General features: G+C 73.0%; 22 protein-coding genes. 16 read left to right on the top strand and 6 right to left on the bottom strand.

Annotated features, from left to right (window positions below; all coding sequences use genetic code 11):
• Positions 1–23 precede the first annotated feature (23 nt).
• The 3 genes from G6W55_RS19145 (at position 24) to G6W55_RS19155 (ending at position 3,197) form a co-directional block, all read left to right on the top strand.
• Positions 24–773, top strand: coding sequence for a GntR family transcriptional regulator (locus tag G6W55_RS19145; RefSeq protein WP_175522068.1), 750 nt, complete (start codon positions 24–26; stop codon positions 771–773).
• A 12-nt stretch (positions 774–785) separates the two neighbouring features.
• On the top strand, positions 786–1,928 hold the full coding sequence (locus G6W55_RS19150; protein WP_175522069.1) for a type ISP restriction/modification enzyme: 1,143 nt from the start codon (positions 786–788) through the stop codon (positions 1,926–1,928).
• A 72-nt stretch (positions 1,929–2,000) separates the two neighbouring features.
• Positions 2,001–3,197, top strand: a complete 1,197-nt coding sequence (locus G6W55_RS19155; protein WP_175522070.1) for a CaiB/BaiF CoA-transferase family protein — start codon at positions 2,001–2,003, stop codon at positions 3,195–3,197.
• Between the two features lie 9 nt (positions 3,198–3,206).
• Here G6W55_RS19155 and G6W55_RS19160 read toward each other — a convergent pair whose 3' ends face one another.
• The 3 genes from G6W55_RS19160 to G6W55_RS19170 form a co-directional block, all read right to left on the bottom strand.
• Positions 3,207–3,479 carry a hypothetical protein gene (locus G6W55_RS19160; protein ID WP_175522071.1) on the bottom strand — a complete coding sequence of 91 codons (273 nt, stop codon included), beginning with the start codon at positions 3,477–3,479 and terminating at the stop codon, positions 3,207–3,209.
• Between the two features lie 126 nt (positions 3,480–3,605).
• The gene (locus G6W55_RS19165; protein ID WP_175522072.1) at positions 3,606–4,427 is read right to left on the bottom strand and encodes an anti-sigma factor domain-containing protein; all 822 of its coding nucleotides are present in this window, start codon (positions 4,425–4,427) and stop codon (positions 3,606–3,608) included.
• A complete protein-coding gene (locus G6W55_RS19170) occupies positions 4,424–4,966 on the bottom strand; it encodes a sigma-70 family RNA polymerase sigma factor (protein ID WP_030797466.1) in 543 nt (180 codons plus the stop codon). Before G6W55_RS19170 ends, G6W55_RS19165 begins: the two co-directional genes overlap by 4 nt.
• Before the next feature lie 216 nt (positions 4,967–5,182).
• Here G6W55_RS19170 and G6W55_RS19175 point away from each other — a divergent pair, with 216 nt between their 5' ends.
• The 4 genes from G6W55_RS19175 (at position 5,183) to G6W55_RS19190 (ending at position 11,820) form a co-directional block, all read left to right on the top strand.
• Positions 5,183–6,733 (top strand): DUF4331 domain-containing protein, encoded by a 1,551-nt coding sequence (locus G6W55_RS19175; RefSeq protein ID WP_175522073.1) that lies wholly within the window; start codon positions 5,183–5,185, stop codon positions 6,731–6,733.
• Positions 6,734–6,892: 159 nt separating this feature from the next.
• On the top strand, positions 6,893–8,437 hold the full coding sequence (locus G6W55_RS19180; protein ID WP_175522074.1) for a lipopolysaccharide assembly protein LapB: 1,545 nt from the start codon (positions 6,893–6,895) through the stop codon (positions 8,435–8,437).
• Positions 8,434–10,143, top strand: coding sequence for a sulfite exporter TauE/SafE family protein (locus G6W55_RS19185; RefSeq protein ID WP_175522075.1), 1,710 nt, complete (start codon positions 8,434–8,436; stop codon positions 10,141–10,143). Before G6W55_RS19180 ends, G6W55_RS19185 begins: the two co-directional genes overlap by 4 nt.
• Before the next feature lie 60 nt (positions 10,144–10,203).
• Positions 10,204–11,820 carry a serine/threonine-protein kinase gene (locus G6W55_RS19190; RefSeq protein WP_175522076.1) on the top strand — a complete coding sequence of 539 codons (1,617 nt, stop codon included), beginning with the start codon at positions 10,204–10,206 and terminating at the stop codon, positions 11,818–11,820.
• 3 nt (positions 11,821–11,823) lie between these two features.
• Here the strand turns inward: G6W55_RS19190 and G6W55_RS19195 are convergent, their stop codons facing one another.
• On the bottom strand, positions 11,824–12,636 hold the full coding sequence (locus tag G6W55_RS19195) for an SGNH/GDSL hydrolase family protein (protein ID WP_175522077.1): 813 nt from the start codon (positions 12,634–12,636) through the stop codon (positions 11,824–11,826).
• Positions 12,637–12,952: 316 nt separating this feature from the next.
• On the opposite strand from G6W55_RS19195, the gene G6W55_RS19200 reads away from it, so the two are divergent.
• The 6 genes from G6W55_RS19200 (at position 12,953) to G6W55_RS19225 (ending at position 19,414) form a co-directional block, all read left to right on the top strand.
• The gene (locus G6W55_RS19200; RefSeq protein ID WP_078636887.1) at positions 12,953–14,161 is read left to right on the top strand and encodes a S8 family peptidase; all 1,209 of its coding nucleotides are present in this window, start codon (positions 12,953–12,955) and stop codon (positions 14,159–14,161) included.
• Positions 14,162–14,657: 496 nt separating this feature from the next.
• Positions 14,658–15,500 (top strand): glycosyltransferase family 2 protein, encoded by an 843-nt coding sequence (locus G6W55_RS19205; RefSeq protein WP_175522078.1) that lies wholly within the window; start codon positions 14,658–14,660, stop codon positions 15,498–15,500.
• A complete protein-coding gene (locus tag G6W55_RS19210; RefSeq protein ID WP_254876332.1) occupies positions 15,497–16,564 on the top strand; it encodes a glycosyltransferase family 2 protein in 1,068 nt (355 codons plus the stop codon). The genes G6W55_RS19205 and G6W55_RS19210 overlap by 4 nt, the downstream gene beginning before the upstream one ends.
• Entirely contained in the window at positions 16,561–17,361 is an 801-nt protein-coding gene (locus G6W55_RS19215) for a polysaccharide deacetylase family protein (RefSeq protein WP_175522079.1), read from the top strand. The genes G6W55_RS19210 and G6W55_RS19215 overlap by 4 nt, the downstream gene beginning before the upstream one ends.
• A 158-nt stretch (positions 17,362–17,519) precedes the next feature.
• Positions 17,520–18,614, top strand: coding sequence for a DUF5925 domain-containing protein (locus G6W55_RS19220; RefSeq protein ID WP_175522080.1), 1,095 nt, complete (start codon positions 17,520–17,522; stop codon positions 18,612–18,614).
• Positions 18,615–18,640: 26 nt separating this feature from the next.
• Positions 18,641–19,414 (top strand): DUF72 domain-containing protein, encoded by a 774-nt coding sequence (locus G6W55_RS19225; protein WP_175522081.1) that lies wholly within the window; start codon positions 18,641–18,643, stop codon positions 19,412–19,414.
• A 44-nt stretch (positions 19,415–19,458) separates the two neighbouring features.
• On the opposite strand, the gene G6W55_RS19230 is transcribed toward G6W55_RS19225, so the two are convergent.
• The gene (locus G6W55_RS19230; RefSeq protein WP_175522082.1) at positions 19,459–19,827 is read right to left on the bottom strand and encodes a GntR family transcriptional regulator; all 369 of its coding nucleotides are present in this window, start codon (positions 19,825–19,827) and stop codon (positions 19,459–19,461) included.
• Positions 19,828–19,897: 70 nt separating this feature from the next.
• On the opposite strand from G6W55_RS19230, the gene G6W55_RS19235 reads away from it, so the two are divergent.
• The 3 genes from G6W55_RS19235 (at position 19,898) to G6W55_RS19245 (ending at position 22,542) form a co-directional block, all read left to right on the top strand.
• Complete coding sequence (locus tag G6W55_RS19235; protein ID WP_175522083.1) at positions 19,898–20,827, top strand: GNAT family N-acetyltransferase; 930 nt, start codon at positions 19,898–19,900, stop codon at positions 20,825–20,827.
• Complete coding sequence (locus G6W55_RS19240; protein WP_175522084.1) at positions 20,808–21,329, top strand: DUF402 domain-containing protein; 522 nt, start codon at positions 20,808–20,810, stop codon at positions 21,327–21,329. Before G6W55_RS19235 ends, G6W55_RS19240 begins: the two co-directional genes overlap by 20 nt.
• 142 nt (positions 21,330–21,471) lie before the next feature.
• On the top strand, positions 21,472–22,542 hold the full coding sequence (locus tag G6W55_RS19245) for a lytic polysaccharide monooxygenase (protein WP_175522085.1): 1,071 nt from the start codon (positions 21,472–21,474) through the stop codon (positions 22,540–22,542).
• A 76-nt stretch (positions 22,543–22,618) separates the two neighbouring features.
• Here the strand turns inward: G6W55_RS19245 and G6W55_RS19250 are convergent, their stop codons facing one another.
• The gene (locus G6W55_RS19250; RefSeq protein WP_175522086.1) at positions 22,619–23,488 is read right to left on the bottom strand and encodes a triacylglycerol lipase; all 870 of its coding nucleotides are present in this window, start codon (positions 23,486–23,488) and stop codon (positions 22,619–22,621) included.
• Between the last annotated feature and the right edge of the window lie 8 nt (positions 23,489–23,496).

The raw sequence follows: 23,496 nt of genomic DNA on the forward strand, positions 1-23,496 counted from the left end.
CGCCCGAAGGGTACGGATGGCCCGTGACCTCCTTCGCCCCGGACTCGATCGTCCTCAACCGCAAACTGCCGCTCTGGTACCAGGTGTCGCAGTCGCTGCGTGCCTCGATACTGGGCCGCTCGCCCCGGGACCCGCTGCGGCTGCCCACCGAGGAGCAGCTCGCCGGGCACTACGGGGTGAGCGTGCTGACCATGCGGCAGGCGCTGAAGGAGCTGGAGGACGAGGGGCTGATCACCCGGCACCGCAGGCGCGGCACGTTCATCGAGCCGGACGTGCGGCGCGGTGCGCCGGTGCGGCTGCTGGGCTCGGTCGACGCGATCGTGGCCCAGCAGTCCGGGATGACGACCGAGCTGCTGGAGCACGGCACGGCGGCCGTGCCCGCCGAACTCGCCGAGCACTTCCCGGATCTGGCCGAGGTGGCGGCCTACCACCGGCTGCGCGGCGACGACACGACGGGCGAGCCGACCAACCACGCCCGCAACTACGTCCGTCCCGAACTGGCCGCGCTGATCGACCCGGACGATCTGGTGCGCTGGCCGATGACCAAGGTGCTGCGGGACGTCGTGGGCGCCGACATCAGCCGGATCACGGACACCGTCGAGGCCCGGCTGGCCGATCCGGAGACGGCCCGGCTGCTGCGGGTGCCGCTGCTGAGCCCGATCCTCCATTACACGGGCGTCACCTACGACACCGACGGCCGGGTGCTGGACGCGGCCGTCATCCACTACCGGGGCGACCGCTTCTCCTTCACGGTCACGCTCGACGCCACCTGAGCAGGACGTAGCATGCCGACCGTGACGCACGCCGACGCCCCACCGCTGGCGGACCTCATGCCGTGGTCCGTCGCCGCGCCGCGCCTCGGCCGGGCCTGGCCGCTGGCCGCCGACCCGGCCGCGCTCAGGGACCGCTGGGCCGCGCTGGTGGCGGCACAGGGCCCGGAGCGCGAGGCGCTGTTCGAGCCGACCCGCTCACGCACCGCGCACTCGGCGGTGGCCCAGCTCCCGGGGCAGACCGGCGGCACCGAGCGGCTGGTCCGCGCGGCGGGTCCCTGCCCCGAGCCGGTACGGGTGCTGGCCGCGCCCTTCGACGAGCAGTGGCTCCTCCCCGACCACCGGCTGATCGACGCGGCCCGCCCCGAGCTGTGGCGGGTGGCCGACGCGCACCAGGTGTTCCTGGTGGAGTCGGCGGACGCGCCGCCGCTGGCGACCCGGCTGCCGCCCGTCGTGCGCGGCGGCCGGATCCGCCCGCTGTACCGGCGTCCGGGCGGCGCGGAACCCAATCTGGCGCCGGGTCTGCTGGAGCGGCTCGGCCACTCCCTCGATCCGCTGGACTTCCTGGCCTGGACACTCGTCGCGGTCCGCCCCGATCTCACGGTGCCGCTCCCCCGCGACCCCTCGCTCTGGGCGCGGGGTGTCGAACTGGGCCACCGGGCGCTGTGGTTGCTGCGCCGTGACGGCGAGCGCCCCAAGCTCCCGGGCGGGCGCCGCCCCTACGTCCGCGCCCCGCTGCCGGCCCGCCCGCTCACCCTGCGCTACGACCGCGAGGAGGAGACCCTGCACCTCGACGAGGGGCGGATCTCCCCGGTGCCGCCGGAAGCCTGGGACGTCGAGGCACCGGCCGGAACCCGGGTCCTGGAGCGGTGGTTCGCGGCCCGCACGGCACCGGCCGCCGAACCGGGCACCCTCGCGGCGATCCTCCCGACCGCCTGGCGGCAGACCTGGACCTCCGAACTCCTGGAACTGATCACGGTGTTGGCGCTGCTCGCGGAAGTCCGTGAGCAGCAGAAGGAGTTGACGGTCACCGACGGGCTCGGCGCGGCGGACCTGCGGGCGTCGGGCGTCCTTCCGCCGCCGGACACCTCGCGCCGTCCGGCGACGGTACTGGACCACCAGGAGGAGGGCCCGGAGGGCCAGTTCGCGCTGCTGTAGGCGGGTGCCGTCGGCGGTGCGGGGCCCGGGGCACAGGCGGCGCGGTGCCCGGCCGGTGACATGATCCGTTCCATGGATGGACTTCCCCCGCCCCTGGAGGGCGTCACCGTCGTCGCCGTCGAGCAGGCCGTCGCGGCCCCGTTCGCCACCCGGCAGCTCGCCGATCTGGGCGCCCGGGTGATCAAGGTGGAGCGGGTCGACGGCGGCGACTTCGCGCGCGGCTACGACACCGCCGCCGCCGGCCTCGCCTCCCACTTCGTGTGGTGCAACCGGGGCAAGGAGTCCATCGCCCTGGACCTGAAGGACCCGCGCGGCCTGGACGTCGTACGGCGGCTGATCGCGGACGCGGACGTGTTCGTGCAGAACCTGGCGCAGGGGGCGGCGGCCCGGCTCGGTCTGGACGCCGCGACGCTGTGTGCGGCGCATCCCCGGCTGATCGCCGTGGACGTCTCGGGGTACGGCTCCGGCGGCCCCTACGCCGACAAGCGGGCGTACGACATGCTCGTGCAGTGCGAGGCGGGGCTCGTGTCGGTGACCGGGACGCCCGGGCAGCCGGTGAAGGCGGGGATCCCGGCGGCCGACATCGCGGCCGGGATGTACGCCTTCTCGGGGGTGCTGGCGGCGCTGGTGCGGCGGGGCACGACCGGGCGGGGCGGGCCGGTGGAGGTGTCGATGCTGGAGGCGCTCGCCGAGTGGATGGGGCATCCGCTGCACCACACCATCCACGGCGGCACCCCGCCGGAGCGCACCGGTCTCGCGCACGCCGTGATCGCGCCCTACGACGCCTATCCCACCGCCGACGGCGGCCGGGTGCTGCTGTCGGTGCAGAACGACCGCGAGTGGCGGCGGCTGGCCGAACGGGTGCTGGGGCGGCCCGGGCTGGGGACGGATCCGGAGTTCGCGACGAACGCGGCCCGGGTGCGCCACCGGGAGCGCACGGACGCGCTGGTGGGCGAGGCGCTGGGCGCGCTCGGCACCGACGAGGCGCTGGCGCTCCTGGAGGCCGCGGGCATCGCGTGCGCGCGCCTGAGGGACCTGCGGGAACTGAACGAGCATCCGCAGCTCGCGGCCCGTGAGCGGTGGCGGGAAGTGGGGTCGCCGGTAGGGCCGTTGCGCGCGCTGCTGCCTCCGATCACACTGCCGGGCGGGTCGGAGGCGCGGATGGGGGACGTACCCGCGCTCGGGGAACACACCGAAGCGCTGCTGCGTGCCGCGGGGATGACGGACGAGGAGATCGCAGCGCTGCGCCGGGACGGTGTGGCCGCCTGAGCGCGGGTCTCAGTGCCGGTGTCCGCCGAACAGCGAGCGGCGCAGCCGGCGCAGCGGCGCGAAGAGCGAGACCCGGCTCACCCGGGCACCCTGCGAGCTGCGCTCGTGGGGCTCACGGGCGGTCAGCTCACGCATCAGCGTGGTCGCCTCCAGCGTCTCGCGCTGCGGTATGGCGGGGCCGCCCAGCACCGCGAGATGACGGTCGAGCCGCGAACTGGTCGCGGTACTCCCGCAGGTGATCGCAGGGACCCTCGCCCTGCTGCGCATCGTTATCTGTTCCATGTCACTCCCCACCCGTACGAGTCCACCCGGCCCGGGCAGGGTAACCCTATCGCCCCGGCCGGGCACGCGTGTATCGAGCTCACGGGAATCACCTTCCCCATAAGGGGGTTGACGACCCCTCTTCGATCACTCTCCGAATCCAACCGATTTCAGGGTGAGTTGGACAATCGGCTGGCTGGTGGGCTGAGCTGACCCACCGTCGGGCTCGACGGTCACAGCGAGTGACGTCGCCGCGGTGTCGAGTCCGGTCGCGACCAAGGGCGTGTCGCCCGCGAAGAGCCCGAGGGAGCGCGGTTGCGCGTCGGGGCGCATGAGCCAGAGCTGATGCACCTGTCCGGTGGGCAGCTCGCCGTATCCGCTCAACGTGACGACCGCCTCGCCCTCCGATGCGGAAGCGATCACTCCGATACTGCGGCCCCGCTGGTCCGCCCCGGTCGTCGCGCGCGCGTCCGGAGCTGCGAGAACGTGGGCGATCTCACGTGCCCGGTCGCGTTCGGCGGCCAACTCGTCCTGGGCGCGGTTCGCCTGGACGGCGAAGAGCCCGGCGACCACGAGGGCCGCCGCCGCGGTGGCCGTGGCGAACGGCACGAACAGCGGGCGGCGCGCACGGGGCGCACGGGAGCGTCCGGGCGGTGGCTCCGTGCCCCAGACGTGCGGAGGCAGTTGGGGCGCGCGCTCGCGCACCGGCGCGCGCACCGGCTCCTGCGGGGTCCGCTGGACGGCGGCCAGCACCCGTTCACGCATCGCGGCCGGCGGCGGCGCGGCCTGCGACCAGGCCAGCCGGACCGCGTCCTCGGCCAGTTCGCGCACCTCGGCGGCGCACCGGTCGCAGGAGCGCAGATGTTTCTCGAACCGGCGGCGCTCGTCGGCGTCGAGGGCGTCCAGCGCGTAGGGCGCGGCCAGCGAGTGCCGGTCCTCGCGGCGGAACAGCGAACCGAGGACGCTCATGCGGCACCTCCCAGACAGTGGCGCAGCCGCGTGAGCCCGTCCCGCATGCGCGTCTTGACCGTGCCGAGCGGCAGCGACAGCCGCTCCGCCACCTCACGGTAGGTGTACCCGTCGTAGTAGGCGAGCGTCACGGACTGACGCTGGAGAGCCGTCAGCCGGTTGAGGCAGCGGCGCACCAACTCCCGTTCCAGGCCCGCCTCGACCTCCTCCGACACCTGGTCGAAGGCCGGGTCGTGATAGCGCCGGCCCTCGCGCTGCTCCCGGTCGACGGCGGCCCGTGCGCTGCGCACCCGGTCGACCGCCCGCCGGTGGGCGAGGGTGAGGATCCAGGAGAGGGCGCTGCCGCGCCCGGGATCGAAGCGTGCTGCCGAACGCCAGGCCTCCAGGAGCACCTCTTGGGTGACCTCCTCCGACTGCGCGGGGTCGCGTACGACCCGGCGCACAAGCCCGAACACCGGTCCGGACACCAGTCCGTACAACTGCTCGAAGGCCCGCTGATCGCCTCCAGCGACGAGCACCAGCAGCTCGTCCGCCTCCATCCGGTCCCCCTCTCCACGGCCGCACCCGGGCCGGCCCCTCACACCAGGCATTCGCAACGGACACACCTCCGGATGGGTTACGGATCATAGATCCGAAAACGCGGGTCGAGCAGCGGGAAAAACTTTTTGGATCCCGACCAATCCGATCCGCCGTCCGCTTCGTATCACTGTCCAGTCAGGCAAGTTGGCACAGAGGTCGGCAAGAGGACGGACGGCATGACAGCTATCTCCAGCAGCGGCGCGGGACGCAGGAGCGTCGCGACTCTCATATGCGGTGCGCTGGCCGCCGGGGGGCTCGCGGCCGCCGGTATGGCCACTCTGGCGCCGGGGGCGGCCCACGCCTCCAGCCACCGGGAGGCCCCCCTCATCTCGGGCACCCCGCAGTACGACAACACGGACCTGTACGCGTTCGTCAGCCCGGACCATCCGGACACGACGACGATCGTCGCGAACTGGATCCCCTTCGAGGAACCGGCGGGCGGCCCGAACTTCTTCCCGTTCGCCGAGGACGCCCAGTACGACATCCACGTCGACAACAACGGTGACGCGCAGGGCGAGCTGCTCTTCCGCTACACCTTCAAGACCCATGTGAAGAACAAGAAGACGTTCCTCTACAACACGGGTGCGGTCGAGAGCCTGGACGACAAGGACCTCAACGTCACCCAGACCTACGACCTGGAGCTGGTCAAGCTCAAGAACCAGAAGGTCGTGCACAAGACGAAGCTGGCGGACGACGTGCCGGTGGCGCCGTCGAACGTGGGCAAGGCGTCCATGCCGAACTACGCCAAGCTGCGCGACCAGGCGATCTACAAGCTCCCCGGCGGCGCGAAGACCTTCGCCGGCCAGGCCGACGACCCGTTCTTCCTGGACCTGCGCGTCTTCGACCTGCTGTACGGCGGCAACCTGTCCGAGGTCGGCAACGACACCCTCAAGGGCTACAACGTCAACTCGATCGCCCTCCAGGTGCCCACCGACATGATCACCGAGTCGAAGGACCAGCCGATCGTCGGCATCTGGTCCACCACCCAGCGCCGTAACGCGCAGGGCTACTACTCCCAGGTCTCCCGTCTGGGCATGCCGCTGGTCAACGAGGTCGTCAACCCCCTCAAGGACAAGGACAAGTTCAACGCGTCCTCGCCCTGGGAGGACGCCCAGTTCCTGAAGAACGTCACCAACCCCGAGCTGCCGAAGCTCATCGAGGCGATCTACAAGATCAAGGCCCCGGCGGAGCCGCGCAACGACCTGGTCGACGTGTTCCTCAAGGGCGTCAAGGGCCTCAACCAGCCGCCGTACGTGAAGCCTTCGGAGCAGCTCCGCCTCAACACCTCGATCAAGCCGGCCGCCAGCCCCAAGCGGCTGGGCGTGCTGGACGGCGACAACGCGGGCTTCCCCAACGGCCGACGGCTGACGGACGACGTCATCGACGTCTCGCTCCAGGTCGTCGAGGGTGAACTGGTCGGCTCCAAGAACGACTTGGGCGACGCGGTCGACAAGAACGACAAGACCTTCGAGAAGGCGTTCCCCTACGTCGCCCTGCCGACCGAGGGGTCGCGCGGTCCGCTCGCCAAGGGTGTCAGCAGCGGCACCGACGTCCGCAGCCAGCTCGGTGACGCCCTCCAGCCGGCCTCCTCGACCGAGACGAACTCGACCCTGATCGCCGCGTCCGCCGGCGCCGGCGCGGCCGGTGTCCTCCTCATCGGCGGCGGCCTCATGTGGTGGCGCCGCGCCACCCGCGGGACGGGCGGCCGGGGTTACCGGGGCTACTAGGCCCTCCGTTCCCGGACGTTCGTCCGGGCGGGCCCGGGGAGAAACCTGCGCTCCCCGGCCCGCCCCCATCGACCGGCGCGGCCCGCGTAACCCATCCCCCACGGCGCGGGCCGCGCCACACCACCGCAGGACGATCCACCCAGGCGACCGAGGAGAGGCATGTCCCCGCGTACGAACGACGGCGAGCCGGAGCGCGAACTCCCGGCATCCGGACGGCGGTCCGAGGACGCGGACGTGGTCACGGACGCGGACGCGGACTCGGTCACGGAAACGGACGCGGTCGCCGGGCAGGACGCCGAGGCCGCCGAGGTCAGCGAGGTCTCCGTCCCCGACGAGCGAGTCGCCGCCGTGCGACGGTTCGCCGCCGCCGGGCGGCGTCGGCGGATGGTCGAACTCGGGGCCTGTGCCGCCATGCTGGCCGTGGCCCTCACCGCCGGCGCGATCGCCGTCGGGGCCGCGCACGAGACCCGGAACACCCCCGTGGTGACGGCCGCCGCGGTCACCCCCGGACTGCTCGCGAGCGCCGACCTCGGCGAGGGCATCACCGCTCTTCAGGCCCATCTCCGCGCCCAGCCAAGGGACTTCGGCGGATGGGCCACCCTCGGACTCGCCTACGTCGAGCAGGCCCGCACCAACGGCGACCCCTCCCGCTACCCGCAGGCCGAGCAGGCGCTCAAGCGCTCCCTCGCACTGCGCCCGGACAACGACCAGGCCCTCGCGGGCCGCGCCGCCCTGGCCGCCGCCCGCCACGACTTCCCGAACGCCCTGAAGTACGCCGACGAGGCGCTGAAGCAGAACCCGTACAGCGAACGCGCCCTGTGCTCCCGGATCGACGCCCTCGTGGAACTCGGCCGCTACGACGACGCCGCGCGCGCCGCCGACCTCGCGGACGAACGGCGCCCGGGCGTACCGGTGTTCACCCGCTATGCCTACGTCCGGGAACTGCGCGGCGACGTCACCACCGCCCGCCGTGTCCTCGACCAGGCGCTCGACTCGTCCACCACCCCGGGCGACATCGCCTACGTGGCCACCCAGATCGGCCAACTCGCCTGGAACCAGGGCGACTACGAGGACGCCCTCACCCACTACGCCCGCGCCCTCGCCGCCGACGAGAACTACCTCCCCGCGCTGGAGGGCAGGGCCCGCGCCCAGGCGGCGAGCGGCCGGCGGGCCGAGGCGCTGACCGGGCTGGAGATCGTCGTCGCCCGCTTCCCGCTCCCCGGACCGCTGGTCGAACTCGGTGAGCTGTACGAGGCCCGCGGCGCCGCGGGCGACCGGGCGAAGGCCGACGACCAGTACACCCTGGTCGACGCCTGGACGGCCCTGGCCCGTGCCAACGGCGTCAACGCCGACCTGGACACCGCGCTGGCCGCCGCCGACCACGGCGACCGGACGGCGGCGCTGCGCGCGGCCCGCGCCGAGTGGGACCGCCGGCAGACCGTGCACACGGCGGACGCCCTCGCCTGGGCCCTGCACGTCAACGGCAAGGACGCCGAGGCCCTCCCCTACGCCCGCAGGGCCACCGCGACCGGCTACCGCAACGCCTCCTTCCTCTACCACCGCGGCATGATCGAGCAGGCCACCGGCAACGCGAAGGACGCCCGCACGCACCTCACGGCGGCCCTGAAGCTGAACCCCGGCTTCTCCCCGCCCGGCGCCCGCGCGGCCCGTACGGCACTGAAGGCACTGGAGGCCGCCAAGTGAACGCCCGTCGCCCCGGCCTCCGCCGGCTCTTCGCGTCCGGCGCGGCCGTGCTCACCGCCGGCTGCGCGCTCGCCCTGCTCCCCGCGGCCACCGCGAGCGCGCACCCGCTCGGCAACTTCACCGTCAACCGGTACGACGGTCTCGTCACCGCCCCCGGACAGCTCCGGGTCGACCATGTCGAGGACCTCGCCGAGATCCCGGCGACCCAGGCCAAGCCCGACATCGAACGCCTCGGCACGACCGAGTGGGCGCGGCAGCGCTGTGCCACGGCCGCCTCCGACAGCAAGGTCACCATGGACGGCCGCGCCGTCCCGCTCACGGCGGGCGCCGCCCGGGCGGTCGTACGGCCCGGACAGGCCGGGCTCGACACGCTGCGGGTGGAGTGCCGGCTGACGGCTCCGCTGCCCGCCGACGACACGGTCACCGTCGCCTTCCACAGCGCGGGCGCCTCCTCCGGGCCCGGCTGGCGCGAGATCACCGCGCGCGGCGACCGGACGACGCTGACCTCGTCCGACGTACCGAAGACCTCGATCTCCGGCGAACTGACCTCGTACCCGCAGGAGTTGCTGTCCTCCCCCGCCGACACCGCGACCGCGTCGCTGCGGGTGCGGCCGGGCGGTCCGGCGCTGGCCGAGGACGACCGGCGCGACGCGCCCGCCGCGTCCGTGCTGCCGCGCGGCGCCGACCGGTGGACGCGCGCCCTGGACGATCTGGTCGCCCGGCAGGACCTCACCCTCGGCTTCGCCGCGCTGGCGCTGGTGATCGCCGTCGGCCTTGGCGCGATGCACGCGGTCGCGCCGGGCCACGGCAAGACCATCATGGCCGCGACCGCCGCCGCGCGGGGCGGCCGGGCCCGGATGAAGGACGTCCTGCCGCTGGCCGCGTCGGTCACCGTCACCCACACCCTGGGCGTGGTCGCCCTCGGCCTCCTGGTGACGGCGGGCTCGGCCGCGGCCCCCTCGGTGATCGCCTGGCTGGGCCTCGCCAGCGGAGCGCTGGTCCTCGTCGCGGGCGTCACGCTCGCCCGCCGGGCCTGGCGCAACCGGTCGCACGGCCATGGGCACGGGCATGGGCACGGGCATGGGCCCGGACACGGTCACACCCACAGCCACGGCGGGCACACGCACACGCACCACCCCCACGGGCCCGGCGGCCACGACCACCACGACCACGAGCCCGCCCCCGCCCGCCGCCTCGTACTGGCCGGCGCGCACACGGGCCCGCACGCCCCCGCCCCCGCCAGCACCCCCACCCACGAACACACCCACCACCACGGCCATGAGCACGAACACACGCACGACCACACCCACGCAGGCCACACCCACACCCACGGCGGGCACACCCACACCCACGCCACCGCCCCCACCCTGCGCGGCACGATCCTGCTCGGGTTCGCCGGTGGCATGGTGCCCAGCCCCTCGGCCGTGGTCGTGCTGGTCGGCGCGGCGGCGCTCGGGCACGCCTGGTTCGGGCTGCTGCTCGTCGTCGCGTACGGCGTCGGGCTGGCGCTGACCCTCACGGCGGCCGGCTACGCGGTCGTACGGCTCGGCGCGGGCGCGACCCGGCTGCTCGACCGGCAGCCGCGCTGGACCACCCGGCCCGCCGTGGCGCTGGTCCGGCGGAATCTGCCGGTCTGGTCGGCGCTGCTCGTGGTGGCTCTCGGGGCCGGCCTTGTGCTCAAGGGGGCCGCATCCGTACTGGGCTGAGCTACGTTGGTGGGGTTGCGTGGGTTTTCGCCCGGATGCGATGTGCGAATGGGGGACGCGGTGTCCGAAGAAGCGGGTGGTGAGCGGCTGATCGCGGGCCGCTACCGGCTCCTGACCCCGCTCGGTGAGGGCGGCATGGGCACGGTGTGGCGGGCGCGGGACGAACTGCTGCACCGCGAGGTCGCCGTCAAGGAGGTGCGCGCCCCGGCCGGGCTGCCGGCCTCCGACATCGAGCGGATGTACGCGCGCCTGGAGCGCGAGGCGTGGGCCGCGGCCCGGGTCGCCAACCGGAACGTGGTCACGGTGTACGACGTGGCCGTGGAGGACGGCCGGCCGTGGATCGTGATGGAGCTGGTGCGCGGGGTCTCGCTCGCCGATCTGCTCGACGCCGAGGGCCCGTTGGAGCCGGCCAGGGCCGCGCACATCGGCGCCGAGGTGCTCTCCGCGCTGCGGGCCGCGCACGACGCCGGGGTGCTGCACCGGGACGTGAAGCCGGCCAACGTGCTGATGTCGAACGACGGCCGGGTGGTGCTGACCGACTTCGGGATCGCCACCGTCGAGGGCACCTCCGCGCTCACCATGACCGGTGAGGTGATCGGCTCGCCGGAGTTCCTCGCGCCGGAGCGCGCGCTCGGGCGCACCCCGGGTCCCGAGTCGGACCTGTGGTCGCTGGGCGTGCTGCTGTACGCGGCGGTGGAGGGCAACTCCCCTTTCCGGCACGACACTCCGCTGAGCACACTGCGCGCGATCGTGGACGAGGAGCTGCCGCCGCCGTACCGGGCGGGGCCGCTGGCGCCGGTGATCGAGGGGCTGTTGCGCAAGGATCCGGCGGAGCGGCTGCCGGCCGATGCGGCGGAGCGGGATCTGCGGCTGGTGGCCGCGGGCGGCACGCCGCGGCCGGACACCTCGCGCGGGGTGCCGTTCGCGCCGTTCCCGCCGACGGTCGCGACCCCCGCCGAGCCGGTGGGCCGGGACCGTACGGCCGTCACGCCGACGCCTCCGGCCGGGGGCCCGCCGTGGACGGGCACCACGACGACGACCGAGCCGCGGCAGCACCGCCGGGGCGGGGTCGCGCTGGTGGCGGGCGTGGCCGTACTGGCGCTGGCGATCGCCGGGCTGACGTACGGGCTGCTGAACCGGGACGACGACAAGAAGGGCGGCGACAGCGCGGGAGTGACCGCCGGCCGCACGGAGAGCGTGAGTCCGTCGCCGACACGGGAGGAGAGCGAGGGGCCGACGGCCGAGCCGTCGAAGGCGAGTCCGAGCGCGAGCGCCTCCAGCGAGGCGCCGCGGCAGACGGTGACGGTGCATGTGGTGGGCAGCCACACCGACTACTCGGGGACGTGTCCGCCGCCGGACTCGGCCGCGCCGGCCTTCACGGCGACGATCACGGTGGGGACGCTGCCCGCACAGGTGTCCTACCGCTGGGTGTCGCGGGAGGGCGAGCTGTCGGGCCAGACCTGGAAGACGCTGGACTTCCCCTCGGGCGGCGGGAAGTCGAAGCAGGACAGGGTGATCGTGTCGACGTACGCGGAGGACGGGACGTACAGCAACGCGATCGGGGTCGAGGTGCGCGATCCGGTGAAGGCGACCTCGCAGTACGTGCCGTTCTCGGTCACGTGTGCCACGGAGGCCCCGACGGACGGAGCCTCCGCTTCGCCTTCGCCCTCGGAGTAGCGGCTAGGCGTTGCGCTCGAGAGCGGGCAGATAGCCGCCCGACTGGCCGGAGGCCGTCGGGTGGTAGGAGTCGCCGATGCTCAGCCAGTTGAGGCTGTGCAGCCATGAGTTGCCGGAGCAGATCTCATGGCCGGCGAAGGTGGTGCGGACGTCGCCGAACGCGAAGCCGTGGGCGGCGGCGCGCTGGGCCAGGGCGGTGTCCAGGTGGTCCGCCGCGTTGTTGATGGCGGAGCGCTTGGTCTCGGACAGGCCCACGCAGACCGTGCCGAGCTTGTAGAAGCGGGGATAGCCGATGACGACGACGCGGGCGTTCGGCGCCTTGGAGCGGATCGTCGAGTAGACGGTGTCGAGTTTGCCGGCGAGCGTCGAGTCGACGTACGCCTTCGCGGTGTTGATGCGGCTGACGCAGGTGCTGTCGGAGCTGGTGACGCAGGTGGTCATGACGTCGGTGAAGCCCGCGTCGTTGCCGCCGACGGTGATGGAGACGAGGCCGGTGGTGGAGGAGAGGCCGCCGAGCTGGTTGGCCAGGACGTCGCCCGTCTTGGCGCCCGAGCAGGCGGCGAAGGTGAACGAGGTGGGGGTGTGGGCGGCGTTCCACAGGTAGGGGTACGCCTTGGTGCTGCGCTTGCAGGAGCTGCTGGAGCTGATGTAGCTGCCCGCGCCGACCCCGGAGGAGTAGGAGTCGCCGAGGGCCACGTACCCGCCGGCGGCGGCGAGCGGGGACGCGGACGCCTGTGCCGCACTCGCCCCGGTGAGGGCTGCGCCGGCGGCCAGGAGGAGTGAGCTGACGAATACGACAAGTCGGGAACGTCTCATGGAACCTCCCTTTAGCAGGATCTCTGCCATAACTGTCGTAGCAACTACGCGTGTTGACCGGAAGTGTCCATGCCAAGACTTTTCCGGTCCTACCGGGGCCGGGAGGCGCCCCTTTTTGATCGCGACGTTGCGTGGTCATGTCAAAGTTGTTGACGTATCGTCAACTCCCTTGTTCTACGCCTGTAGTCGACCGAGGCTTTACCTCAGCCGAGAACGGAACGCGACGTTCGAGGCCGTGCACGCGACCCCGCGCGCACCCCCCACAGACGCGCGCCCCACCCGGGTCGCGCGGCGCCCGATGGAGGACTTCCTCGTCATGGCACACCTGCGTAGCACCAGGATCCGCACCGCCGCCGTCACCACGGTGGCGGCCGCCGCCCTCGTCGGCGGGCTCACCGCACTGCCCGCCCAGGCGGCCCCGGCCGAGGGCCGGGTCCTCGCGGCGAACTCCCCCACCGCCGTACAGGACAGCTACATCGTCACCCTGAAGTCCCAGGCCGGTTTCAAGGCGTCCTCGGCCACCGGCAAGGACCTCATCAAGGAGTACGGCGGCACGGTCAAGAAGACGTTCGGCGCCGCGCTGAACGGCTACACCGCCACCCTCTCCGCCGCCGAGGCCCGCAGACTGGCGGCCGACCCGGCGGTGGCCGCCGTCGAGCAGAACCAGACCGTCCGGGTCACCGACACCACCCAGTCCAACGCCCCCTGGGGCCTGGACCGCATCGACCAGACGTCCCTGCCGCTGTCCGGCACGTACACCTACCCGGACAGCGCGGGCAGCGGGGTCACGGCCTACGTCATCGACACCGGCGTCCGCATCACCCACTCCCAGATCAGCGGCCGCGCCTCCTACGGCTACGACGCCGTCGACGGCGACACCACCGCCTCCGACGGCAACGGCCACGGCACCCACGTGGCCACCACGATCGCGGGCTCCACCTACGGCGTGGCCAAGAAGGCGAAGATCGTGGCCGTCCGGGTGCTCGACAACAACGGCTCCGGCACCACCGCCGGTGTGATAGCCGGCATCGACTGGGTGACCCGCAACCACTCCGGGCCCTCGGTCGCCAACCTCTCGCTCGGCGGCGGCGCCTCCAGCACCCTGGACACCGCGGTGCGCAACTCCATCGCCAGCGGGGTGACCTACGCGGTCGCGGCCGGCAACAGCAGCGCCAACGCCTCCTCGTACTCCCCGGCCCGGGTCACCGAGGCCATCACCGTCGGCGCCACCACCAGCACCGACGCCCGGGCGAGCTACTCCAACTACGGTTCTGTCCTGGACATCTTCGCCCCCGGCTCCTCCATCACGGCCGGCTGGTACACCAGCGACACCGCCACCAACACCATCTCCGGTACGTCGATGGCGACGCCGCACGTCGCGGGCGCGGCCGCGGTCTACCTGGCCGGTCACACCTCGGCCACCCCGGCGCAGGTCGCCACCGCCCTGACGAGCGGCGCGACCACCGGCAAGGTCACCAGCCCCGGCACCGGCTCCCCGAACCGGCTGCTGAAGCTCGTCCCGTGACCCCAGTGGTCGTGATCTGACCGATCCGGCCTGTCGTTCCCCCCGTTCCCCGGAGGCGTCCGCCGTCTCCGGGGAACACCTGTGTCCGAGCACCGCACACCCGTCCCCGGACGGGCACACCCGTGTGTAACGGTCAAACGAACAAAACGGTCAGAGGACCGCCAAGGTCTTGCCATCCGGGCTTAATCATCAATACCGTCATACATCTCACTCGCATCGGACCGTCGGTAACGGCTCCAGGGGAGGGCTCAGGGACCGCGGCGGCATCCGGAGCGGGAGCGCGGTAGGGGGGTGCCGTGCTCGGTGGCCACCTGGTGACCGGGCCGTGCCGCGCGGTCGGCCGCCGTCGTTCGCCGGTGGCCGGTCAGCTTTGCCAGCTCACCCGGCAGGTGTGCGGAGACCGTTCCGCCATGGGTGAGAAACCCCCCTTTCGAACCGGACGTGGATCCGGGCCGCCCAGGGGCGGGCGGCCCACCGGACGAGAGGGACCAGACTCATGAGTTCCGTTCTTCAGCCGGCGACATCGGAGCACCAGTCGGAGCGGGATCCCGACGCTCCGTCGACCGTCGGCGCCTACCGGCCCATCTCCTCGCACCTGGCGATCACACCGCCGGTGAGCGTGGTCATCCCCGCGATGAACGAGGCCGAGAACCTTCCGTACGTCTTCAAGACCCTGCCGGACTGGATCCACGAAGTGGTCCTGGTCGACGGCAACTCCACCGACGGCACCGTCGAGGTGGCCCGGGAGCTGTGGCCGGGCGTCAAGGTGGTCGGACAGCAGGGGCGCGGCAAGGGGGACGCCCTGATCACCGGGTTCGAGGCGTGCAGCGGCGACATCATCGTGATGGTCGACGCGGACGGCTCGGCCGACGGCAACGAGATCGTGTCGTACGTGTCCGCGCTGGTCTCCGGCGCGGACTTCGCCAAGGGCTCCCGCTTCGCCAACGGCGGCGGCACCGACGACATGACGTTCGTCCGGCGGCTCGGCAACCGGGCGCTGTGCGCCGTCGTCAACCGCAAGTTCGGCGCCCGCTACACCGATCTGTGCTACGGCTACAACGCGTTCTGGCGGCACTGCCTGGACAAGATCGAGCTGGACTGCACGGGCTTCGAGGTCGAGACCCTGATGAACATCCGGGTCGTCAAGGCCGGCCTCAAGGTCCAGGAGATCCCCAGCCACGAGTACCTGCGCATCCACGGCGTGAGCAATCTGCGCGCCGTCCGCGACGGGCTGCGGGTGCTGCGGGTGATCCTCAAGGAACGGTCCAACCGGCGGGCGCTGCGGCGCGCGGCCCGGCGCTCCCCGATGCTCGACTCGGCCCGGGGAGAGGTGTCTTGAGCACTCCGGACCACACGCCGGACACCAAGTCGGGGACCGGGCTGGGCATCTCCGTCGTCGTCTGCGCGTACACCGAGGACCGCTGGGAGGACATCCTCGCGGCGGTCGCCTCGGTGGCCGCCCAGTCCCGTCCGGCCCTGGAGACCCTGCTGGTCGTCGACCACAACCCGACGCTCCTGGACCGGCTGGCGAAGGAGTACGCGCACGACGACGGGGTGCGGGTGCTGCCCAACGCGGGCCCGCGCGGTCTGTCGGCCGGCCGCAACACCGGGATCGCCCGGTCCCGGGGCGAGGTCATCGCCTTCCTCGACGACGACGCCGTGGCCGAACGGGACTGGCTGCGGCGGTTCGCCGACCCCTACTCCGACCCCCGGGTGCTGGCCGTCGGCGGCCGCGCCGAACCCGTCTGGTCCTCGGGCCGGCGGCCCGACTGGTTCCCCGAGGAGTTCGACTGGGTGGTGGGCTGCTCCTACCGGGGCCTGCCGCACGGCCGGGTCCGGGTGCGCAACATCCTCGGCGGCAACGCCTCGTTCCGGCGCAGCGCGTTCGACGTCGTGGGCGGCTTCGCCACCGGCATCGGACGCGACGGCGACCGGCGCCCGATGGGCGGCGAGGAGACGGATCTGTGCATCCGGCTCACCCGCGCGAGACCCGACGCGATCCTGCTGATGGACGACCGCGCGGTGATCCACCACAAGGTGCCCGCGGCGCGCGAGCACTTCGGCTACTTCCGCACCCGCACCTACGCCGAGGGCCTGTCCAAGGCGCTGGTCGCGCGCAGCGTCGGCACCGACAAGGGGCTGGAGTCCGAACGCCGGTACGCCACGCGGGTGTTGCCGGCCGGAGTGGTGCGGGGGCTGCGCGACCAGGTGCTGGCCCGGCCCGGCGGGGCCCGGCGGGCCGGCGCGATCGTCGCCGGGGTGCTGACGGCGGCCGGCGGGTACGTCGTCGGCAGTCTGCGGGCGCGCCGGGCCGGGACGACGTTCGAGGTGGTGCGGATCGAACCGGCACCGGAGGAGGAAAGGGCGCGGGAAGGGGCGCGGGAACGGGGTGACGCCGCATGACGGAGGCGCGCGTCCCGATCCTCATGTACCACGCGGTCGCCGCCGAACCGAACGACGCCACCCGGGCCCTGTCGGTGACGCCCGAGGCGTTCGCCGAACAGATGGCGGCGATCGCCGAGCGGGGTCTCACCCCGCTCACCACGGCCGACCTGGCGGCCCGTTGGCGGGCGGGACGGCCGCTGCCCGGCCGCCCGGTGCTGATCACCTTCGACGACGGCTACGAGGGCGTGCACCGGCACGCCCTGCCCGTCCTCGCCGAACACGGCTTCCCGGCCACGCTGTTCGTCTCCACCGGCTGGATCCGGGGCGCCCACGACACCGGCGGCGGGCTCGACACCATGCTGGACTGGCCGCAGGTGCGCCGACTCGCGGACGCGGGCGTGGAGATCGGCGGTCACAGCCACACCCATCCGCAGCTCGACCAGCTCGACGACGCGGACCTGCGCGCCGAGCTGATCCGCTGCCGGGAGGTCGTGACCGCCGAACTGGGCACACCTCCGGTGTCGTTCGCCTACCCGTACGGCTACTCCAGCCGCCGGGTCCGCACGGCGGTGCGCCGGCTGGGCTTCGCCCAGGCCCTGGCCGTCGGCAACACCCTCGCCCGCCGCGCCCAGGGCCCGTACGCGCTGCACCGGGTGACCGTACGCCGCACCACCACCGACGAGGAGTTCGCCCACCTCCTGGACGGCCGCTCCCTCACCCGCCACTTCGCCCGCGACCGCACCCTGACAAAGGGCTACGCGGTGGTCCGCCGCACCCGACGCCTGGGGAACAGGGCGGCGTCCGGCTTCGTCTGAACCGTCGCCCCGGATCCCGGTGGACACCTCCGTCGGCCGCGGCGGGGGTGCCCGCCGCGGCCGACGGAACAAGGCGGAATCCACCGGACACACGCGACACACCGCGCGCACCGCGGAAACCGGGTGCGCGGGGCGGTTCCGTGGCGGATCATGGCGGCATGTCTGCGCAGCCACACGACGCTCTGCCGATCCGGCTCACCGTCGACGACTCCGACTCCCCGTCCGATGTCGTCGACGCGCTGTTCCTCGGCCGCTTCGCGACGGGCGAGCAGCCGTACTCGCACGCGGCGAACATCGACCGGGTCCGCTCCGGCGCGACCCTGCTGCCGCCGCACGCCCGGGTGCTGCGCGTCGCCCGTGACGAGGACCGCAGCGCCACCCTCGCCGAGGGCGACGGCTGGACCCTGCTGATCTCCCGCTGGAACCGCGGCGCGGACGTCACGGTCACCGCGACCACCGCCGAACTCGCCGCGCAGGTGCTGAAGGAGGCGACGGACGGCGCGGCGGACGAGCCCGAACCCCAGCCGGAGAACGTGACGATGGGGTTCTGGTACGTCTCCCCGCGGCGCGGCCCGCACCGCACGACCCGGCAGATCTCCGCGGGCACCTGGGAGGAGGTCCGCCCCAACTACACGGCACCGGTGGCCGAGGCGATGGACCGTCTGATGGGCACCACCCCCGAGAGCATCGCGGGCCGGCTGCTCCTGCTGCACGGCCCGCCCGGCACCGGCAAGACCTCAGCGCTGCGCACCCTGGCCCGGTCCTGGCGGGAGTGGTGCCAGGTGGACTGCGTGCTGGACCCGGAGCGGCTCTTCTCCGACGTCGGCTATCTGATGGACATCGCGATCGGCGAGGAGGACTCCTCGGGCAAGGGCCGCTGGCGGCTGCTGCTCCTGGAGGACTGCGACGAACTGATCCGCGGCGAGGCCAAGCACACCGCGGGCCAGGCGCTGTCCCGGCTGCTGAACCTCACCGACGGCCTGCTCGGCCAGGGGCGCAACGTCCTGGTGGGCGTCACCACCAACGAGGACCTGGAGCGGCTGCACCCGGCCGTGGTCCGCCCGGGCCGCTGTCTCGCCCGGATCGAGGTCGGCCCGCTGACCCGCCGGGAGGCCGTCGGCTGGCTGGGCACCGAGGAGGGCGTCGGCCGCGAGGGCGCGACACTCGCGGAGCTGTACGCGCTGCGCCGGGGCACCTCCCCGACCTCGCTGCCGGAGCCGCGCGCCGGGGCGGACGCGGGGCTTTACCTGTAGGGAGCCCGAAGTGGTTCCATGGAGGTATGACCCTGTATGTCGGCACCTCCGGCTGGCAGTACAAGGACTGGCGTGAGGTCCTGTACCCGGCCGACGTGCCCGTGCGGCGCTGGCTGGAGGAGTACGCCGAGCATTTCGCCACCGTGGAGATCAACAACGCCTTCTACCGGCTGCCGTCCCGGGAGACCTTCGCGTCCTGGGCCGGGCGGCTGCCGCCGGATTTCGTGGTCGCGGTCAAGGCCAGCCGCTATCTGACCCACATCAAACGGCTGCACGACCCCGCGGAACCCGTCCACCGTCTGATGACCCACGCGGCCGGCCTCGGCGCCCTCCTCGGCCCGGTCCTCCTCCAGCTCCCGCCGACCCTGCGCGCCGACCCCGAACTGCTGGACACCTGCCTGGCGGCCTTCCCGCCGGGCACCCGGGTCGCCGTGGAGCCGCGGCACCCGTCCTGGTGGACCCCGGCGGTACGGCGGGTCCTGGAGACCCGGGGCGCGGCCCTGTGCTGGGCCGACGTCCGCGCCCGCCCGGCAGGCCCGCTGTGGCGGACCGCCGGCTTCGGCTACGTCCGCTTCCACGAGGGCCGCGCCCAGCCGTGGCCGCGCTACGGCCAGCACGCCCTGGAGACCTGGATCGACCGCATCGCGACCACCTGGTCCGGCGGGGAGGACGTGTACGCGTACTTCAACAACGACCCCGGCGGCGCGGCGGTGGGCGACGCGGCCCTCTTCGGCAGAACGGCCGAGCGCGGCCGGCTGACGGTGACCCGCACCCCGAGGGCGCTCGCGTCCCGGCGCTGACCTGTGTCTTCCCGTACCGGGCGCCGCTTCTCCGGCCGGTCGCCTCAGTCGCCGTACGCCGCCCGCAGCGCGTCCCGGACCGCGGCCGCCGCCTCCTCCTCGCTGAGCCCCAGCCGCACCGCCCGCTCGGCGTAGGTCCGCGCGGCCTCCGCGGCCTCCCGCTGGGCGGCGGGGCCGACGGCCGCCACGAACGTGCCGTTGCGGCCGCGCGTCTCGATCACCCCGTCCGTCTCCAGCGCCCGGTACGCCTTGGCGACGGTGTTCGCCGCGAGGCCCAGCGACTCGGCGAGCCCCCGGACCGTCGGCAGCCGGTACCCGACCGGCAGCGCTCCGGACCGGGCCTGCTCCGCGATCTGCGCCCGCACCTGCTCGTACGGCGCGGCGCCGTCATCGATGTGGATCTTCAAGGTCACGGTCCGATTGTCCCGCACCCGGCGGAAAATGAGAGGCGCGGGGACGGCACCGGCCGTAGCGTGCGCCGACATGACCGTCATCGTGCGCGCTCTGCGCCCCGACACGACCGCCGACGTCGAGGGCTTCGTCCGGGTCCGCCGTCGCGCGCTGCCCCATGTGCTCTTCACCGCGCGGTCCGTACGGCACGACCTGGCCCACGCCGATCCGGACGCCCATGTCCGCAGCCTGGTCGCCGAGGTGGACGGCGAGATCGTCGGCACCGCGCAGACCGGGCTCGTCCACGACAGCCCGGAGCCCGGCCAGGGCTTCCTCAACGTGTACGTCGACCCGGCGCGCACCGGGCGGGGCGCGGGCACCCTGCTGACCCGGACGGCCGAGGAGCACCTCGCGGCCCACGGGGCGAGGAAGCTGTTCGCCTGGGTCCTGGACGAGCCGGCGAACCGGGCCTTCGCCGAACGGCACGGCTACCGGGCGAGCCGCCGCGCCCACTTCCTGGTCCTCGACCTGACGCGGGCGGAACTGCCGCCGCTCCAGGACCCGCCGCCCGGTGTGGAGTTGTGTACCGCCGCCGACTTCGCGGACGACCCGCGCCCGCTGTTCGCGCTGGACGCGGAGACGGCGTCCGACGAACCGGGCGACATCGACACCGAGTTGTCGGACTACGAGGCATGGCTCGCGCAGACCTGGCGGCACCCCCTGCTGGACCATGAGCTGACCTCGGTCGCCGTGGCCGACGGCCGCCCGGTCGCCTTCAGCGCGGCCCGCACCGACGGCGCCCGCACCTACACCACGGGCATGACCGGCACGGCCCGCGCCTACCGGGGCCGGGGCCTGGCCAAGCTCGTCAAGAACGCCTCCCTGCACCGGGCCCGCGCGGCCGGGTACACCCGGGCGCACACGGGCAACGACGCGGACAACGCGCCGATGCTCGCCGTCAACTCCTGGTTCGGGTACGAGATCCACGCGTCGGAGGTACGCCATGTCCGCGAACTCGACTGAGCCGGTGGGCTCGTTGGAGGTCGTCCTCGTCAAGGGCGGCCGTACGAAGATCCGTTACAACGCCGCGCTGCTGTCCGACGACGGCACCCGGATCGCGGTGCGCGCCCCGTGGGCGGGGGACGGCGTACGGGACTTCGGCTTCGTACGGTTCGAGGCCGGTGACGTCTTCACCGAGTACTACTGGCGGGACCGCTGGTACGCGGTCAAGGAGGTCCGGGCCGCGACGGGCGCGCTGAAGGGCTGGTACTGCGACGTCACCCGGCCCGCGACGCTCTCGGGCACCCAACTGGTCGTGGAGGACCTCGATCTCGACCTGTGGCGGTCCGCCGACGGCACGGAGGTGCTCCGGCTGGACGAGGACGAGTTCGCGGAGAGCGGGCTGGCCGACCGCGACCCGGCCGCGGCGGCGGCCGCGGTGAGCGCCCTGGACGAACTGGAGGCGCTCGCGACCGTGGCGGGCGGCCTGGAGTCACTGCTCCACGACAGCACGTCATCTTCCTGATCCCAGTCTCAGCGCTTCCTTAAGCCCACCCTAAAGATCGCTCCGGACCTCCTCCAGCAGCCGTTTTCGGGGTTTCTTGGTTCCGGCGGGCGGCACAGGTGCCGCCCCCACCACCCTGGTCCCGGTTCCGAGGAGTTCCCCCATGTCCGCACGCCGCACGGCCGCCGCCGTCACCGCCCTCGGTCTGACCCCGCTGGCCCTGACCGCGCTGTCCGCCACGCCGGCGGCCGCGCACGGTTCGATGGGCGACCCGGTGAGCCGGGTGGCGCAGTGCTACGCGGAGGGTCCCGAGAGCCCGGCGTCGGACGCGTGCCGGGCGGCGGTCGCGGCCGGCGGGACACAGGCGCTCTACGACTGGAACGGCATCCGGATCGGCGACGCCAACGGCCGCCACCAGGAGCTGATCCCGGACGGCAAGCTGTGCAGCGCGAACAACGCGGAGTTCAAGGGCCTCGACCTGGCCCGCGCCGACTGGCCGGCGACGAGCGTGAGCGCCGGATCGTACACCTTCAAGTACCGGGTGACCGCTCCGCACAAGGGCACCTTCAAGGTGTATCTCACCAAGGCCGGCTACGACCCGGCGCAGCCTCTGGCCTGGTCCGACCTGGACCTGGAACACCCGGTGGCCTCGGCCACCGACCCGGCCGCGGCGGGCGGCTTCTACACGTTCTCCGGCACGCTTCCCGAGCGCTCGGGCCGACAGCTCCTGTACGCGGTCTGGCAGCGCTCGGACAGCCCGGAGGCCTTCTACTCCTGCTCGGACGTCGCGTTCGGCGGCGCCACGAGCGGGGGCTCGGGCGGGGGCTCGGGGTCCGGTTCGGGCTCCGGCTCGGGTTCTGGTTCCGGCTCTGGTTCCGGCTCTGGTTCCGGCTCTGGTTCCGGTTCGGGCCCGGGTGCCGCGCCGGAGGCGTCCGCCCCTTCGGAGCAGCAGATCGAGGACGGCGCGGACAAGTCGACGATCGAGCACGGCGGTCACGGCGACGACGACGCCACCACGACGACCGACCCCACCCCTTCCGCGGCCGCCGGAGCCACGGAGAGCCCGGCCGCCGCGGAGCCCAACGCCCCGAAGGCCGCCGGCGCGGGGAAGAACCTCGCCGAGACCGGCGGCGACAGCAGCACCATGTACCTCGCGACGGGCGGCGCGGCCGTCCTGGCGCTGGGCTCGGCCCTGCTGTTCGCCTCGGTGCGGCGGCGCGCGACGCGCTCCTGACGCGTCCCGCGCCCCTGTGGACTCCGGGGCCTGACCGGCGGCTCAGGCCGGACAGGCCCCGGCGGGACCCCCGCCGTCAGCTCAGCACGGACGCGCAGGTGGTGGGGGTGGCGCGGGCCGGGTCGAGCGCGTTGGCCACCTCGTGGAAGGCGATCTTGTCGACCAGCCCGATCAGTGCGTGTTCGGACAGATCGAGCGGGCACAGGTCCTGGAGGAGGATGTTCCTGACGTTGTCACCGGTCAGGAACTGCGTCCGGTACGGCGTCACCACCTCGTCGTACCTGGTGGCGATGACGGTGTAGCGGACCCCGGGGACGGTGTCGCCGCCGGCGTTGAGCCTGGTCATGAAGTCGGAGCCGACGACCTGCTGGGCGAGGGCCGGGGTGGCGGCGTTGAGGAGGTCCTCGGCGCCGGGGAAGAACGGCAGCAGCTTGGTCAGGCCGCCGAGGGTGGTGCCGTGGTTGTTGGGCGCGATGCCGACCAGGGCGTTCACCTTGGCGGCGCCCCCGAGGAACTTCAGGTAGTAGCGGGGCATCATGCCGCCCTGCGAGTGCCCGACGAGGTCCGCCTTGGCGGCGCCGGTCGCGGCGAGGACCTTGTCGACATAGGCCGAAAGCTGTGCGGCCGACTTGTCTATGGGGCCCAGGGCGTGAAAGAACGGGACTCCGGGAAGCTGCCCGTAGTCCAGGGAGAAGACGCAGTAGCCGCGGTCCTTCAAGTAGGGCGCGAGGACCAGCCAGTTGTCGACCGAGTTGGCGAGGGTGCCGTGGACGAGCACCACGGGGCGCGGATGCGCGGAGGACGGCTTGCAGGAGAAGTCGTTCCAGCCGCTCGACGTGGTCGCGGCGGCGGGTGCGGAGTGGGCGGCGGAGGCGGGAACCGTGACCGCGGCGGCGGCCAGCAGCAGTGCGGCGAGTGGTCTGAGCACACGCTTCCAGGGCAGCATCGTGTGAT

It is taken from the genome of Streptomyces sp. CAI-85, from assembly GCF_013363615.1.
Classification (GTDB): Bacteria; Actinomycetota; Actinomycetes; order Streptomycetales; family Streptomycetaceae; genus Streptomyces; species Streptomyces antibioticus_B.

Excerpts from the sequence above, each read along its gene's own strand:
- G6W55_RS19245 (WP_175522085.1), top strand. The coding sequence starts at position 21,472 with ATGTCCGCACGCCGCACGGCCGCCGCCGTCACCGCCCTCGGTCTGACC.
- G6W55_RS19235 (WP_175522083.1), top strand. The coding sequence starts at position 19,898 with ATGACCGTCATCGTGCGCGCTCTGCGCCCCGACACGACCGCCGACGTC.
- G6W55_RS19175 (WP_175522073.1), top strand. The coding sequence starts at position 5,183 with ATGACAGCTATCTCCAGCAGCGGCGCGGGACGCAGGAGCGTCGCGACT.
- G6W55_RS19200 (WP_078636887.1), top strand. The coding sequence starts at position 12,953 with ATGGCACACCTGCGTAGCACCAGGATCCGCACCGCCGCCGTCACCACG.
- G6W55_RS19155 (WP_175522070.1), top strand. The coding sequence starts at position 2,001 with ATGGATGGACTTCCCCCGCCCCTGGAGGGCGTCACCGTCGTCGCCGTC.
- G6W55_RS19160 (WP_175522071.1), bottom strand. The coding sequence starts at position 3,479 with ATGGAACAGATAACGATGCGCAGCAGGGCGAGGGTCCCTGCGATCACC.
- G6W55_RS19215 (WP_175522079.1), top strand. The coding sequence starts at position 16,561 with ATGACGGAGGCGCGCGTCCCGATCCTCATGTACCACGCGGTCGCCGCC.
- G6W55_RS19165 (WP_175522072.1), bottom strand. The coding sequence starts at position 4,427 with ATGAGCGTCCTCGGTTCGCTGTTCCGCCGCGAGGACCGGCACTCGCTG.
- G6W55_RS19220 (WP_175522080.1), top strand. The coding sequence starts at position 17,520 with ATGTCTGCGCAGCCACACGACGCTCTGCCGATCCGGCTCACCGTCGAC.
- G6W55_RS19170 (WP_030797466.1), bottom strand. The coding sequence starts at position 4,966 with ATGGAGGCGGACGAGCTGCTGGTGCTCGTCGCTGGAGGCGATCAGCGG.
- G6W55_RS19240 (WP_175522084.1), top strand. The coding sequence starts at position 20,808 with ATGTCCGCGAACTCGACTGAGCCGGTGGGCTCGTTGGAGGTCGTCCTC.
- G6W55_RS19195 (WP_175522077.1), bottom strand. The coding sequence starts at position 12,636 with ATGAGACGTTCCCGACTTGTCGTATTCGTCAGCTCACTCCTCCTGGCC.
- G6W55_RS19205 (WP_175522078.1), top strand. The coding sequence starts at position 14,658 with ATGAGTTCCGTTCTTCAGCCGGCGACATCGGAGCACCAGTCGGAGCGG.
- G6W55_RS19225 (WP_175522081.1), top strand. The coding sequence starts at position 18,641 with ATGACCCTGTATGTCGGCACCTCCGGCTGGCAGTACAAGGACTGGCGT.
- G6W55_RS19250 (WP_175522086.1), bottom strand. The coding sequence starts at position 23,488 with ATGCTGCCCTGGAAGCGTGTGCTCAGACCACTCGCCGCACTGCTGCTG.
- G6W55_RS19150 (WP_175522069.1), top strand. The coding sequence starts at position 786 with ATGCCGACCGTGACGCACGCCGACGCCCCACCGCTGGCGGACCTCATG.
- G6W55_RS19180 (WP_175522074.1), top strand. The coding sequence starts at position 6,893 with ATGTCCCCGCGTACGAACGACGGCGAGCCGGAGCGCGAACTCCCGGCA.